The organism is Enterocloster aldenensis (assembly GCF_003434055.1).
GTDB lineage: Bacteria > Bacillota > Clostridia > Lachnospirales > Lachnospiraceae > Enterocloster > Enterocloster aldenensis.
In genome coordinates, this window is the sequence record NZ_QVEX01000011.1 from 65365 (window position 1) to 79426 (window position 14062).

Genomic DNA, 14062 nt, shown 5'->3' on the forward strand with positions numbered 1-14062 from the left:
CAGCTGACGGAAAGCAATTTTCAAACACGCTCTAAGACAGCTTGCTGTTCCTCAGCCGTTCATAATAAAATATATACTGCTGCATGACGCCGGCACAGCCGCCGTACTGTCCAAAGACATCCTTTACGATTGTATCGCAGAGACATGTCTTGGGGGTGCGGCGGTATTTGCGTTTGTCGTAGTATTGGGCCATGAGGATTTTCTCTATCCACGTGTCCACTGGAAATGCCCCGATATGGTGCAGGCCGAACAGGCATACGCAGTTGGCAACCTTTTTCCCAATCCCATAAAAGCCTGTCAGGTATCCAAGGGCAGTCCCATAATCCATCGTATCCAGCAGGGCAAGGTCCAGGGCGCCGGACACGGCGTCCTGGCAAAGCTGGTATATGTATTTGGCGCGGTATCCCAGTTTCAGTTCCTTAAGCTCATCCAGTGAGGCGCGGGAAAGCTCTTTGGGGGAGGGGAAGGAAAACAGCCTCTGTCCGGTATTGGTTTTGGCCGCAAAAGCCTCCGGCCCTTTCCCGTGGATGCCGCCTCCTGGGGCAGCGTTAATTGGGTCGTGGTTGATCATGGCGCCGTTGATTAAGGAACGGCTGACCGGGGCGCCGTAAGAAGTGCAGAGGGCTTCTACCAGCTGGCGGATCTTGGGGATGGTTTTCTGCTGGGATATCACGAAGGTTATGATCATTTCCCAGGGGTCCTGTTTTAAGATACGTATGCCCTTTCCTGCCTGGGCGGCCTCAGCCAGATACGTGTTCCCCGGGGCCACGCTGTTAATCATGTCCTGGTAATCCGCTGCAATATCAAAATAGTCCAGCCAGAAATCCAGGTCCTCCCCTGCGCAGTCAAAGGTCAGTTCCTGTCCTTTCTGCCATATGTCAAGAAGCTTTCCCCTGCTGATGATCCGGTATCCGTAATCCGCCTCCTGGGGCAGCCGGTCCCGGTCCAGCGGGTTCATCCTGAAACACTGCCCGGATTCCGCAATCTGCTTTAAATCAAGACAGGATATTGTATATTTGGTAATCATAGTTGTACAACCTTTCTTTTGTTCCTATTGTTCCGTCAAAACGTTTGTACCGTCTAAAAATAAGTGTAACCCTTAACCAGGTTTTCGTCAAATGAGAAATCATCCCAAAAACCCTTGACATTTTCCCGGGATGTGGCTAGAATGTACATTAGATTTACATCTGAAAGGCAATGAAGGTGTACAGTAGACACTTATTTTCCACCAGAGAGGGAAGGCCACCGGCTGAAAGCCTGCCCAGGTTCAGATAAGAGGTTGAAATTCCCACCGGAGCTGCATGGATGAAGGAAGGCTGGTATTCCTGTAGTCCGTGACGTGGGCATACGTTACATGCATTTAAGTGTCTGCATTGACAGGCCGCAAGGTCTTTAAGCAGGAATCAGGGTGGCACCGCGGGTATTGTCCCGTCCCTTCGTATGGAGGGATGGGGCTTTTTTTATTGCCAGGGGCAAAACACACCCCGGGCCATCGCAGGAAGCCGCGGTCCGCACCCAACAGAAATCAGAAAAGGAGAAGCCATGAAAGAGCAGTTAGAGAAAATCAAAGAAGAAGCCTTAAAGAAAATCGAAGCTTCCGATGCGCTGGAAAAGCTGAATGATATCCGTGTGTCCTATCTGGGCAAAAAAGGAGAACTCACAAGTCTTTTAAAGAGCATGAAGGATGTTTCCCCTGAGGAGCGCCCAAAGGTGGGTCAGATGGTCAATGACGCCAGGGCCATTATTGAAGCCAGGCTGGAGGAGACAAAGAATGTGCTGGCCAGAAAGGCCAGGGAAGAGCAGCTTAAGAAGGAAGTGATTGACGTCACCCTTCCGGCTAAAAAGAATCATGTGGGCCACAGCCATCCCAATACCATTGCACTGGAAGAGGTGGAGCGTATCTTCGTGGGCATGGGCTACGAGGTGGTGGAAGGACCTGAGGTGGAATATGACAGGTACAACTTTGAGAAGCTGAATATCCCAAAGGGACATCCGGCCAGGGATGAGCAGGATACCTTCTACATCAACGATACAATCCTTTTAAGAAGCCAGACCTCTCCGGTACAGGTGCGCACCATGGAAAAAGGAAAACTTCCCATCCGTATGATTGCCCCGGGCAGGGTGTTCCGTTCCGATGAGGTGGATGCCACCCACTCCCCGTCCTTCCATCAGATTGAGGGACTTGTGATTGATGAGAATATTACATTTGCAGACTTAAAGGGCACGCTGGCAGAGTTTGCAAAAGAACTGTTCGGACCTGAGACAAAGGTTAAATTCCGTCCCCATCATTTCCCGTTCACAGAACCCAGCGCAGAAGTGGATGTGACCTGTTTCAAATGCGGCGGCAAGGGCTGCCGGTTCTGTAAGGGTTCGGGCTGGATTGAGATCCTGGGCTGCGGCATGGTCCATCCCCATGTGCTGGAGATGTGCGGCATTGACCCGGACAGGTATTCCGGATTTGCTTTTGGCGTTGGCCTTGAGCGTATTGCGCTGCTTAAGTATGAGATTGATGACATGCGTCTGTTGTATGAGAACGATATCCGTTTCCTGAAACAGTTCTGATGCATACATGATTGATTAGTGAATATAGAAGGAGAACCAATATGAATACAGCATTATCATGGATTAAAGCATATGTGCCGGACCTTGATGTCACTGCCCAGGAATACACGGATGCCATGACACTTACAGGTACAAAGGTGGAAGGCTATTCCTGTCTGGATAAGAACCTGGAAAATATCGTAGTGGGAGAGGTGCTCTCCGTTGAGCGCCACCCGGATGCGGACAAGTTAGTGGTGTGCCAGGTTAATGTGGGGGCCGGGGAGCCTGTACAGATTGTGACAGGAGCGCCCAATATAACGGAAGCTTCCGTGGGGGAAAAGGTTCCCGTGGTCCTGGACGGGGGACGCGTGGCAGGCGGCCACGATGGCGGGGCCCTTCCTGAGGACGGCATCAAGATTAAGAAAGGCAAATTAAGGGGTGTGGAATCCTGCGGCATGATGTGTTCCGTGGAGGAACTGGGGGCTGACCGGGATATGTATCCGGATGCGCCGGAGAGCGGCATCTATATCCTTCCAAAGGACAGCGTGCCGGGAGAAGACGCGGTGGCCGTCATGGGACTGCGGGATGTGGTATTTGAATATGAAATCACATCCAACCGGGTGGACTGCTACAGCGTGATCGGTATTGCCAGGGAAGCGGCAGCCACCTTCAGGAAAACCTTCACGGCGCCGACAGTCACAAAGACCGGCAATGATGAGGATATTAATGATTACCTGAAGGTACGCGTTGAAAACAGCCGGCTTTGCCCGCGTTACTGTGCAAGGATGGTCAAGAACATCAGGCTTGCCCCGTCCCCCCGGTGGATGCAGCGCCGTCTGGCTGCCAGCGGGATCCGTCCTATCAACAACATCGTGGACATAACCAATTATGTGATGGAAGAGTACGGACAGCCCATGCATGCGTTTAACTATGACCAGCTGGCCGGCCATGAAATCATAGTAAAATGCGCAAAGGATGGGGATGTGTTCCAGACCCTGGACGGACAGGAGCGGAAGCTGGACTCTACCATACTCATGATTAATGACGGGGAAAAGGAAGTGGGCATTGCGGGAATCATGGGCGGTGAGAATTCCAAGATTACGGACGACGTGACCACCATGGTATTTGAATCCGCATGTTTCGACGGGACCAACATCCGTTTATCCGCCAAAAAGGTGGGTCTGCGCACCGATGCCTCTGGCAAGTATGAAAAGGGTCTGGACCCCAATACGGCAGAGGAGGCAGTGAACCGCGCATGCCAGCTGATTGAGGAACTGGGAGCAGGCGAGGTAATCGGAGGCATCATCGACATCTATCCCGTAAAAAAGGAAGAGAAGAGGATACCGTTTGACGCTGCCAGGATTAACAGGCTTCTGGGCACGGACATTCCGGAAGCAGACATGCTGGAATACTTCAGGATGATTGAATTAGGGTATGATGCAGATACAAAAGAGGTGATTGCGCCGACCTGGCGCCAGGACCTGGAGCGCATGGCTGATGTGGCGGAGGAAGTGGCAAGATTCTATGGATATGACAGGATCCCAACCACCCTTCCATCCGGCGAGGCAACCACGGGAAAGCTTTCCTACAAGCTGCGCATTGAGGGGCTGGCCAGGGAGATTGCAGAGTTCTGCGGCTTCTCACAGGGCATGACATATTCCTTTGAAAGCCCCAGGGTATTTGACAAGATGATGATTCCCGCAGACAGCCCCCTGCGCAGGGCCGTGAACATTTCCAATCCCCTGGGCGAGGACTTCAGCGTGATGCGCACCACCTCCCTGAACGGAATGCTCACATCACTTGCGACCAACTACAACCGCCGCAACAAGGATGTGCGCCTGTATGAACTGGCCAACGTGTACCGTCCCATAGCCCTTCCGCTGACAGAACTTCCGGACGAGCGCATGCAGTTCACCCTGGGGATGTACGGCGACGGGGATTTCTTCACCATGAAGGGCGTCATTGAGGAATTCTTTGACAAGGCCGGCATGCACAAGAAGCCCCATTATGATCCCAATGGGGAGCATCCCTACCTTCATCCCGGAAGAAAGGCAGACATCGTATATGACGGAACCGTTGTAGGCTTCCTGGGCGAAGTACATCCGGATGTGGCTGACAATTATAAGATTGGGGACAGGGCATATGTTGCTGTCATCGACATGCCCTCCATCATGGAGTTCACCACATTTGACCGCAAATACACCGGGATTGCCAAATTCCCGGCCGTGACCCGCGACATCAGCATGGTAGTGCCAAAGCACATCCTGGTGGGGCAGATTGAAGACATCATCGAACAGCGCGGCGGCAGGTTCTTAGAAAGCTACAAGCTCTTCGACATCTACGAGGGAGCCCAGGTCCTGGCAGGACACAAATCCGTGGCATACTCCATCACCTTCCGGGCAAAGGACCATACCCTGGAGGATAAGGAGGTCAGCGCGGTGATGAATAAGATATTGAATGGACTTAGCGGTCTTGGGATTGAACTTAGAGGTTGATTTGAGGTTTGGACGCAGAGGTTTGCGGGGGTACGCAACCTCTGCTTTTTGGTGTTCCCAGAGCCAGGGGCGGGAGGCGGGCGGGGGTGCGGGGCCTGCCGCCATTCCCCTCACGGACGGATGCGCCTCCCCCTACCGCCCGCCCTCAAAACCAAAATTCTCCCACTTGTAAATGTCTGGAATCTCCAGTATAATCATTTCATGATATAAGGTCGGCGTATGCGGAGGCACACAGGATATGGGTGATTATGAACAAATGATAAAAGGGGCGCGGTCTGAATGGGGGACTCATTTTTTGATGGATTCCATGCCGGCTGGTTTCTTCCGCTGTTCAGCGGACCGGGAAAGACGGGTGGATTTTGTGAACCGGGGCATCCTGGAGCTTTTCAGGTGCGCGGATGAGGATGAGTTTAATGCGCTGATCGGAAGCAGGCTGGGCGGGATGATCCTGGATAAAGACTATCATCATGCAATCTCAGAGTGCAGGAAGCAACTGAGGGAGGGCAGGGAGGTCCTTAAGACGGAGTTCCGTATTGTCCGGAAGGATAAAAGTACCTGCTGGGTGGATTGCCGCGGCCGCATCATTAAAGGGGATGAGGGACAGGTCTGGCTGTATGCCATGATGCTGGATGACACGGAGGATAAGGACCGGATCTGCACCTACAGGGAGAAGTCCAGAAGGGACCCACTTACAGGACTCCTGAACCGGGAAGCTTCCAGGGAACGGATATCCGAATTCCTGGAAGCGGATGGGAAGGACGGGATGACGGCCGCCCTTATGATTGTGGATTTGGATAATTTTAAGGAAGTGAACGATACCAAAGGACATCTGTTTGGGGACAGCGTGCTGACCGAGGCGGCCGGATGCATAAACCGTGTGTCCAGGAAAAGCGATGTGGTGGCCAGGATTGGCGGGGACGAGTTCCTTGTGTTCCTTGCCGGTATGGGAAGCCGTGAAGAGGTCAGGGCTTATGCAGACCGAATCATGGAAGGGATGTCCGGGATTTCCATTGCCGGTGATAAACCCATTGAGCTCAGATGCTGCATCGGTGTTTCCATGTATCCGGAGAATGGAAGTGGGTTCGACCAGTTGTTTACAAAAGCAGATATCGCCCTTTATTCCGGCAAACAGACAGGAAAAGGCAAGTGTGTGTTTTATGAACCTTCCCTGCCGTCGGTGGATGTAAAGAAGTGGGAGGCATTTTCAGGACGCGTACCTGCAATTGATTCCGATAATGGCCCGATATATGGGAGCGACAAGGTAATCCACTATGTTTTTAAGGCGCTGTATGAATCAGAGGACACCCGCAAGGCCATCAACACCATCCTTAAGATTGTGGGGCTTCAGTTCAATGTAAGCCGTGTCTATATATTTGAGGACAGCCCGGACGGGCTGTTCATGAGCAATACCTTTGAGTGGTGCAACCAGGGAATCAGCCCCCAGATGGATAATCTTCAGCATATGTCTTATGAAGAGGATGCGCCGGGATACAGGGATAATTTTGACAAGGACGGGATTTTCCTGTGCATGGACGTGGATGAACTCCATCCGGTACAGAAAGAGGTCCTGGCCTCCCAGGGCATCAAGGCCATCCTCCAGTGCGGGATTTATGACGACGGACGCCTGGTTGGTTTTATCGGTTTTGACGAGTGCAGGGAAAACAGGCGCTGGACCAGGGAACAGATATCGGTCCTTACCTATGTGGCCCAGATTGTGGGGACCTTCCTGTTAAAGGACAGGGTCCAGAACATACTGATGCAGAAACTGGACCACCTTCAGAGCGTGCTTAACGATGTGACGGAATCGCGGAGCGGGAAAGAAGCGGCGTCAGAGGACTATGATGGGCTTACCAACCTGCTTACGGTAGGGGCATTTGAACGGCAGATGGAAGAATACCTGAAAACAGGCCCAAAACCGGAGCGGACCGCTGCCCTTTTGCTGGATATGGATGACTTCCACAAGATTAATGAGGCCCGCGGCAAACTGTTCGGCAATGTGGTCCTGATGAACATTGCCAGCTGCCTGAAGCGTACCTGCAGGGAGGGGGACCTGATTGGACGGTTTGGAGGGGATGAATTCCTTGTGCTGTTAAAGGACACGGACATGAAGGACGCATTAAGGACAGCGTCACTGATGGTCCGGGAAATAAGCAGTATGCTTGACAGCAGCGGGTACGGCGGTATGACGGTGGGGTGCAGCATTGGCGGCCGGATGATTGCTGAGGATGAAAAAGGGTTTTACGATATCATGGTAAAGGCGGACCAGGCCATGCACCAGGTAAAGAAGGAGGGCAAGGGCGGGGTCAGGTTCTATGAGTCTGTAACGGATAAAGAGGATGACATATTTACCTATGAGCGCCTGAAGGAACTGAATGATAAAAAGCTGAAGGAGCAAAGCAGTCTGCAGGGAAAGACCAGTACCGCGGTTGCCCTGGAGGTATTTGAGAAAACCTCTTCTTTTGAGGAGGCGCTGCATATCCTCATGGGCTTTATCGCCAGCCGGTTCCGCCTTAACCGTATTGCCGTTTACATGAACTGGGAAAGGGAAGGGGCGGGACACAGCGCCTTCCAGTGGGTGGATGACAGGACGGCCATGCTCTTTGACCCTTCGGACACATTCCGGCAGGAAGAATTTTATCTCAGTTACAACCTGTATGACAGCGATGGGATTGCCGTGCTGAACCGGGACAAGCTGGAAGTATACAATACAGGCATGAGAAGGATCATGGACCGGGCCAGGGCAGGGACCATGCTGTTTGCAGGCATTTTCATGGACGGCAGGTACGTCGGTATGATGGTGCTTGTGAATACGGAGGAGGTAAGGGAGTGGACGCGGTCTGAGCGGAGCAGCATATCGGAGCTGGCTAAGGTGGTGGGGACCAATGCCAGGACGTCCCTGCGCCTTCTGGAAGCCAGACAGAAGGCTGAATATTACAAAAACAGGGATATCCTTACCGGGCTGATGAGTTATGTCTGTTTTAAGGATGAATGCCAGAGGATGATGGATGAAGGGGCAGATGGGTACGTGATTATTGCCAGCGATATCAAGGGATTCAAATTCATCAACGAGGCAGTGGGTTACACCCAGGGGGATAATATCCTGCGCATGTTCGCAGATATGCTGACACAGAACGGACGGGAGGAAAACCGTTACACAAGGGTAAGCGCGGACCAGTTCCTGTGTTTCGGCATCTGCAGGATGAACCGGGTTAAATTTGTTGGGATGGTCCAGCGGTTGAATGAAGACTTCTGCAGGATACAGAACCAGATGTTCACGAATGTGAATATCATGGTGCGTTCCGGGATTTATTTCATTGAACAGGATTGCAGGGAGATTGACGCGGCCATTGACAGGGCCAATATAGCCAGGCGGTCAGTGGATTATATCATACAGTCTGCCTCAGTAGTGTTTAACGACGGTCCATTTGACAGCGGCTTCCGGGAACATGAAATCATCAACCGGATGGAATATGCCCTGAAGCACCAGGAGTTTAAGGTATACCTGCAGCCCAAGCTTTGGCTGAAGGACCAAAGTCTGGCCGGAGCCGAGGCCCTGGTCCGATGGCAGAGGGAGGACGGCACCGTCATTGCGCCGGGGGAGTTCCTGCCGCTGTTTGAGAAGAACGGTTTCATTTCCCAGATGGATTTAAGCATTTTCAGGCAGGTATGCAGGAAACTCAGGGAATGGCTGGACAAGGGGGTGCGCCCTGTCTGTATTTCCCTTAACCTTTCCAGTGTGGATATCCAGATGGACCATATCCTGTCCGACATCATGGAGGGGACACGGGAGTACGGGATTGACCACAGGTTCCTGGAGTTTGAACTGACAGAGACAGCATTCCTGAAAGACACGGAGCGCACCTTCCACGTGATGAAGGAACTTCGGGACAGCGGTTTTACCACCTCCATTGATGATTTTGGTTCAGGGTACTCCATCATGAACATGATGGCGGATATCCCCAGCGACGTGATCAAGTTGGACTGCGGTTTCGTACAGTCCTGCCGGAATACGGAAAGGGGCAGGGAATTCTTAAGGCAGCTGATTCAGATGACCAACAAGATGGGTTTTGTTTCCCTGTGCGAGGGGATTGAGACAAAGGAGCAGCTGGATATGGTGACGGAGATGGGATGTTCCATTGGGCAGGGCTACTATTTTTCAAAGCCCATTCCCATGGATGATTTCTTTGAAAAGTATTTGAAAAGTTTTTATTAAAAATCCATTGACAAAATCCGGTTCATCTATTATAATTACCTACGTTGCTTGTGAGAGCAGCGTAACGCAGAAGTGGCGGAATTGGCAGACGCGCACGGTTCAGGTCCGTGTGGTAGTAATACCTTGAGGGTTCGACTCCCTTCTTCTGCAGTACAGGCAGGAAGCTGATGGCTTCCTGTTTTTTTTGCGTGCAGGGAATAATCCTTCCACACGTAAATAGAAATACGGTTTTAAGGGAAAACTAGTAATGTTGCATTTGCAACAGACATTTTATGCCATAAGAGGTAAAGTTTTGATAGTAATTTGGTGGGAAATGGTTTATACTGTAAGTTGTGGCCTAAAAACCGTAGGGGGGACAGGCTTTTTGCCGTACCCGGAAATAAAAAGAAGAGATAAAGAGAGGTAGGAAACAAAATGCTTACATTAGAGAATCTCTCCTTTGATGTGAATGACGAAAAAGGAGAAAAGGGGATTATCAAAGATATCAGCCTTACAGTGGATGATGGGAAGTTCGTTGTCATCACCGGACCAAACGGCGGGGGCAAGTCCACCACGGCAAAGCTGATCATGGGAATAGAGAGGCCCACTGGGGGCCGTATCCTGTTTGACGGGCAGGATATCACGGATATGGGCATTACGGACAGGGCCAATCTGGGAATCAGCTTTGCATTCCAGCAGCCGGTCCGATTTAAGGGCGTGCAGGTGCTGGACCTTCTGCGGCTGGCGGCCAAGAAGAAGCTGAGCGTGGCCGAGGCCTGTCAGTATCTGGCTGAGGTAGGACTCTGCGCCAAGGATTATATTAACCGTGAAGTCAATGCCAGCCTGTCGGGCGGCGAGCTTAAGAGGATAGAGATTGCGTCAGTCATTGCCAGGGCATCCAAGCTTTCCGTGTTCGATGAGCCTGAGGCCGGAATCGATTTATGGAGCTTTCAGAACCTGATCCAGGTATTTGAGCGCATGCGTCAGAACACCAATGGCTCCATCCTGATCATCTCACATCAGGAGAGGATCCTTAATATTGCAGATGAAATCGTGGTAATTGCAGACGGCCGGGTGGTGAACCAGGGCCCCAAGGACGAAGTGCTTCCTCAGATCATGGGCACTGCTTCCGCGGTGGATGCATGCAGTAAATTTTACGAGACAGCACAGTAAGGGGAGGAACCAGTACGATGGGAGACGCAATACAGGAGAGAATGTTAGAGGAAGTGGCCGGCCTGCACGGCGTGCCGGCAGGAGCTTATAATATCCGTTCCAATGGAAAGACATCAGCACGTGCCACAACGGCCAATATAGATATAACCACCAAGACAGACAAAGCGGGCATTGACATACGCATCAAACCGGGGACAAAACATGAAAGCGTCCATATCCCGGTGGTGGTCAGCGCCAGCGGTTTAAAAGAAATGGTATACAATGACTTTTTTATCGGGGATGATGCGGATGTGGTCATCGTGGCTGGCTGCGGCATCCATAACTGCGGGGACCAGGATTCCGAACACGACGGTATCCACCGCTTTTTCGTGGGTAAGAATGCCAGGGTCAAATATGTGGAAAAGCACTACGGCGAAGGAGACGGGGAGGGCAAACGTATCCTGAATCCGGGAACCGAAGTATATATGGAAGAAAACAGCTACATGGAGATGGAAATGGTCCAGATTAAGGGCGTGGACTCCACCAACAGGACCAGCACAGCGGAACTGGCAGCCGGCGCCAAGCTGATTGTAAGGGAGCGCCTTCTGACCCACGGGACCCAGGACGCGGAGAGCACCTATATCGTGAACCTGAACGGGGATGACTCCAGTGCGGACGTGGTATCACGTTCCGTTGCAAAGGACCGGTCAAAACAGACCTTCAATTCCAAAATCGTGGGCAATGCAAAGTGCAGCGGACACACGGAGTGTGACGCCATCATCATGGATGATGCCAAGATATTTGCCATTCCGGGCCTGATTGCCAATGATATTGACGCTGCCCTGATCCATGAGGCCGCAATCGGTAAGATTGCAGGGGAGCAGATTGTGAAGCTGATGACCCTGGGGCTGACAGAAGAAGAGGCAGAGGCCCAGATTGTCAACGGTTTCCTGAAATAAAAGGGAAGGCATGATATACAAGGGGGATTCTATGATGGGGAATACAAAAGAGGGAAGGGCGTCTGCCCTTCTCCCTATTCTGGTGTTTCTGTTAATATTCTTAGGTTCTGGATACATCACCGGGGATTTTTACAGCATGCCGGCGATTGCGGCTTTTTTAATTGCGCTTCTGGTTGCATTCGTACAGAACCGGCAGCTGTGCTTTGCAGACAAGATCAGGCTGGCTGCAGAAGGTGTGGGGAATGAGAATATCATAACCATGTGCCTTATATTTCTGGCCGCAGGCGCCTTTACAGGGGCTGTGAAGGCGGCCGGAGGCGTGGACAGCACGGTGAACCTGGGCCTGTCCATCCTGCCTTCCAATGTGGCGGTGGCGGGGCTGTTCCTTATCGGCTGCTTCATCTCCATATCCATGGGAACCTCCGTGGGGACCATCACGGCGCTGGCGCCCATTGCGGTGGGAATCAGCCAGAAAACCGGTTTTTCCATGGCCATATGCGCTGGCGCTGTTGTGGGCGGCGCCATGTTTGGGGATAATCTGTCCATGATAAGCGACACAACCATTGCCGCGGTAAAGACCCAGGGCTGTGAGATGAAGGACAAATTCAGGGAGAATTTCCTGATTGTGCTTCCGGCAGCCATTGTGACCATCCTCCTGTTCCTGGTCCTTGGCAGGAACGCGGCTTTCCAGCTAAAGGGTGAACTGACGTTTAACATATTCCGGGTGCTTCCCTATCTGGTGGTCCTGATAGGAGCCCTGGCCGGCGTGAATGTATTCATTGTCCTGATTGCAGGAACAGTGCTGTCCCTGATTGCCGGCGTGGGTACGGGGGCCTTCGGTCTGGGGGATATGTTCACCCATGTGGGAGAGGGAATCATGGGAATGTATGATATTACTGTGATTTCCATCATTGTGGCCAGTATCGTGGCCCTGGTAAAGGAGTACGGGGGCATTGATTTCATCCTGTCCTTTATCAGGAAAAGGATTAGCGGGGAACGGGGAGGGGAGCTGGGGATTGCGGCCCTGGCCCTGCTGGTGGATATATGCACTGCCAATAATACGGTGGCCATTGTCATGTCCGGACCCATTGCAAAGGAAATCAGCGATGACTTTGGCGTGACTTCCAGACGCAGCGCTTCCCTGTTAGACATGTTCAGCTCCATGGGACAGGGACTGATCCCCTATGGGGCCCAGCTCCTTGCGGCAGCCACCCTTACAGGCCTTACGCCTTTTGAAATCATCCCGTACTGCTTTTATCCCCTTTTGATGGGGGTCAGCGGACTGGTATTTATATTTATAAAAAAACGCACAAGAGAGTAGGAAGACTAAAATATGAAGACAAAGAATCAGTGGGCCAGTAAACTGGGCTTTATCATGGCTACGGCAGGGGCTGCCATCGGACTGGGCAATCTGTGGAAATTCCCTTATCTGATGGGGCGCAACGGAGGAGCCTCCTTTCTGGCTGTTTACCTGTTTTTTATCTGTATACTGGGCATACCGGTCATGATGATTGAAATGTCCCTTGGAAGGCGTACGCGCCATGACCCGGTACAGGCCTATGGCGATATCAATTCCAATGCCCGTATCGTGGGTGTGTTTGGGGTGGCGGCGGCATTCCTCATCCTGTCCTATTACAGCGTGATTGGCGGATGGATCCTAAAATACATTGTCAGCTATGCGTCCACCTACCAGGCGCCTGAGGACTTTACCGCCTTCATCAGTTCCCCGGTGGAACCGGTATTCTGGCATTTCCTGTTCCTGTTTGTGACCACGGTCATCTGCTGTTTTGGTATCAACGGAATCGAAAAGGTCAGCAAGATCATGATGCCGCTGCTGTTCCTGCTGCTGATTGTGATCATTGTAAGGGGCGTGACCCTTCCCAATGCAGAAGAGGGCCTCAGGTTCATATTCATACCCAACCGTTCCGCATTTAATATGACAGCGGTCAGCGCTGCCCTGGGCCAGGTGTTCTATTCCCTCAGCCTCTGTATGGGCATTACCATCACATATGGAAGCTACCTTAGCGACAAGGAGAATATACCAAGGAGCTGCCTTAGCGTGGCCGGACTTGACACCATCATTGCGCTGATGGCCGGAACCGCTATTTTCCCGGCCGTGTTTTCCTTTGGCCTGGAACCGGGACAGGGGCCTGGATTAATCTTCGGAACCCTTCCAAAGGTATTCTCATCCATACGGTTCGGCCCGTTTTTCGCCCTTGTATTCTTTACCCTTGTATTTTTTGCAGCAGTCACAAGCGCCATTGCCCTGCTGGAAGTAACGGTTTCCTTTGCCCTGGACACCATGCGCCTGAGCAGACGGACCGGTACCATCCTTCTTGGTACGGCATGTTTCCTTGTGGGGATTCCCAGCGCCCTTTCCTTTGGGACATTGGGCAATGTGACCATCTTAAACTACAGCGTATTTGATTTTGTGGGAATGATAACAGACAATATCCTGCTTCCCATGGGCGGCGTGACCATGTGTTATTATATCGGATGGAAATGGGACCCCAATAACCTGGTGGATGAAATCGAAAAAGACGGGATACCTTTTAAACTTAAAAAACTGTGGATACTCTGCATCCGTTTCCTGACACCGATCATGGTCCTGGTGGTGACCCTGACAGGGTTCTATAATATCTACATGACGGTCCGCGGATAAGCATGGGAATGGGGAAATGTAATTAGGCGCGCTTGTAAATCTATTCCTGGCATCCCCATAT

At 51.9% G+C, this 14062-nt stretch carries 8 protein-coding genes, 1 tRNA gene and 1 other annotated feature; of the genes, 8 read left to right on the plus strand and 1 reads right to left on the minus strand.

Features of this window, described 5'->3' with window-relative positions; all coding sequences use genetic code 11:
* Positions 1 to 31: 31 nt before the first annotated feature.
* A complete protein-coding gene (locus tag DWX59_RS19190) occupies positions 32 to 1027 on the minus strand; it encodes a DNA-3-methyladenine glycosylase family protein (RefSeq protein ID WP_117560814.1) in 996 nt (331 codons plus the stop codon).
* A gap of 161 nt (positions 1028 to 1188) precedes the next feature.
* Positions 1189 to 1439: a binding site (T-box leader), on the plus strand.
* Between the two features lie 103 nt (positions 1440 to 1542).
* On the opposite strand from DWX59_RS19190, the gene pheS reads away from it, so the two are divergent.
* The 8 genes from pheS (at position 1543) to DWX59_RS19230 (ending at position 14001) form a co-directional block, all read left to right on the plus strand.
* Positions 1543 to 2562 (plus strand): phenylalanine--tRNA ligase subunit alpha, encoded by a 1020-nt coding sequence (gene pheS / locus DWX59_RS19195; protein WP_117560815.1) that lies wholly within the window; start codon positions 1543 to 1545, stop codon positions 2560 to 2562.
* A gap of 41 nt (positions 2563 to 2603) precedes the next feature.
* The gene (gene pheT, locus DWX59_RS19200) at positions 2604 to 5036 is read left to right on the plus strand and encodes a phenylalanine--tRNA ligase subunit beta (protein ID WP_117560816.1); all 2433 of its coding nucleotides are present in this window, start codon (positions 2604 to 2606) and stop codon (positions 5034 to 5036) included.
* A 238-nt stretch (positions 5037 to 5274) separates the two neighbouring features.
* On the plus strand, positions 5275 to 9249 hold the full coding sequence (locus tag DWX59_RS19205) for a diguanylate cyclase domain-containing protein (protein ID WP_117560817.1): 3975 nt from the start codon (positions 5275 to 5277) through the stop codon (positions 9247 to 9249).
* 66 nt (positions 9250 to 9315) lie between these two features.
* Positions 9316 to 9399: transfer RNA gene (locus DWX59_RS19210), tRNA-Leu, on the plus strand.
* Positions 9400 to 9663: 264 nt separating this feature from the next.
* Complete coding sequence (locus DWX59_RS19215) at positions 9664 to 10401, plus strand: ABC transporter ATP-binding protein (RefSeq protein ID WP_008716737.1); 738 nt, start codon at positions 9664 to 9666, stop codon at positions 10399 to 10401.
* A gap of 17 nt (positions 10402 to 10418) precedes the next feature.
* A complete protein-coding gene (locus DWX59_RS19220; protein ID WP_117560818.1) occupies positions 10419 to 11339 on the plus strand; it encodes a SufB/SufD family protein in 921 nt (306 codons plus the stop codon).
* Positions 11340 to 11373: 34 nt separating this feature from the next.
* Complete coding sequence (locus DWX59_RS19225; RefSeq protein ID WP_117560819.1) at positions 11374 to 12660, plus strand: Na+/H+ antiporter NhaC family protein; 1287 nt, start codon at positions 11374 to 11376, stop codon at positions 12658 to 12660.
* Positions 12661 to 12672: 12 nt separating this feature from the next.
* On the plus strand, positions 12673 to 14001 hold the full coding sequence (locus DWX59_RS19230; protein WP_008716731.1) for a sodium-dependent transporter: 1329 nt from the start codon (positions 12673 to 12675) through the stop codon (positions 13999 to 14001).
* The last annotated feature ends 61 nt before the right edge of the window (positions 14002 to 14062 follow it).

Coding starts and splice junctions, on each gene's coding strand:
- pheS (WP_117560815.1), top strand. CDS start 1,543: ATGAAAGAGCAGTTAGAGAAAATCAAAGAAGAAGCCTTAAAGAAAATC.
- DWX59_RS19225 (WP_117560819.1), top strand. CDS start 11,374: ATGGGGAATACAAAAGAGGGAAGGGCGTCTGCCCTTCTCCCTATTCTG.
- DWX59_RS19205 (WP_117560817.1), top strand. CDS start 5,275: ATGGGTGATTATGAACAAATGATAAAAGGGGCGCGGTCTGAATGGGGG.
- DWX59_RS19190 (WP_117560814.1), bottom strand. CDS start 1,027: ATGATTACCAAATATACAATATCCTGTCTTGATTTAAAGCAGATTGCG.
- DWX59_RS19220 (WP_117560818.1), top strand. CDS start 10,419: ATGGGAGACGCAATACAGGAGAGAATGTTAGAGGAAGTGGCCGGCCTG.
- DWX59_RS19215 (WP_008716737.1), top strand. CDS start 9,664: ATGCTTACATTAGAGAATCTCTCCTTTGATGTGAATGACGAAAAAGGA.
- DWX59_RS19230 (WP_008716731.1), top strand. CDS start 12,673: ATGAAGACAAAGAATCAGTGGGCCAGTAAACTGGGCTTTATCATGGCT.
- pheT (WP_117560816.1), top strand. CDS start 2,604: ATGAATACAGCATTATCATGGATTAAAGCATATGTGCCGGACCTTGAT.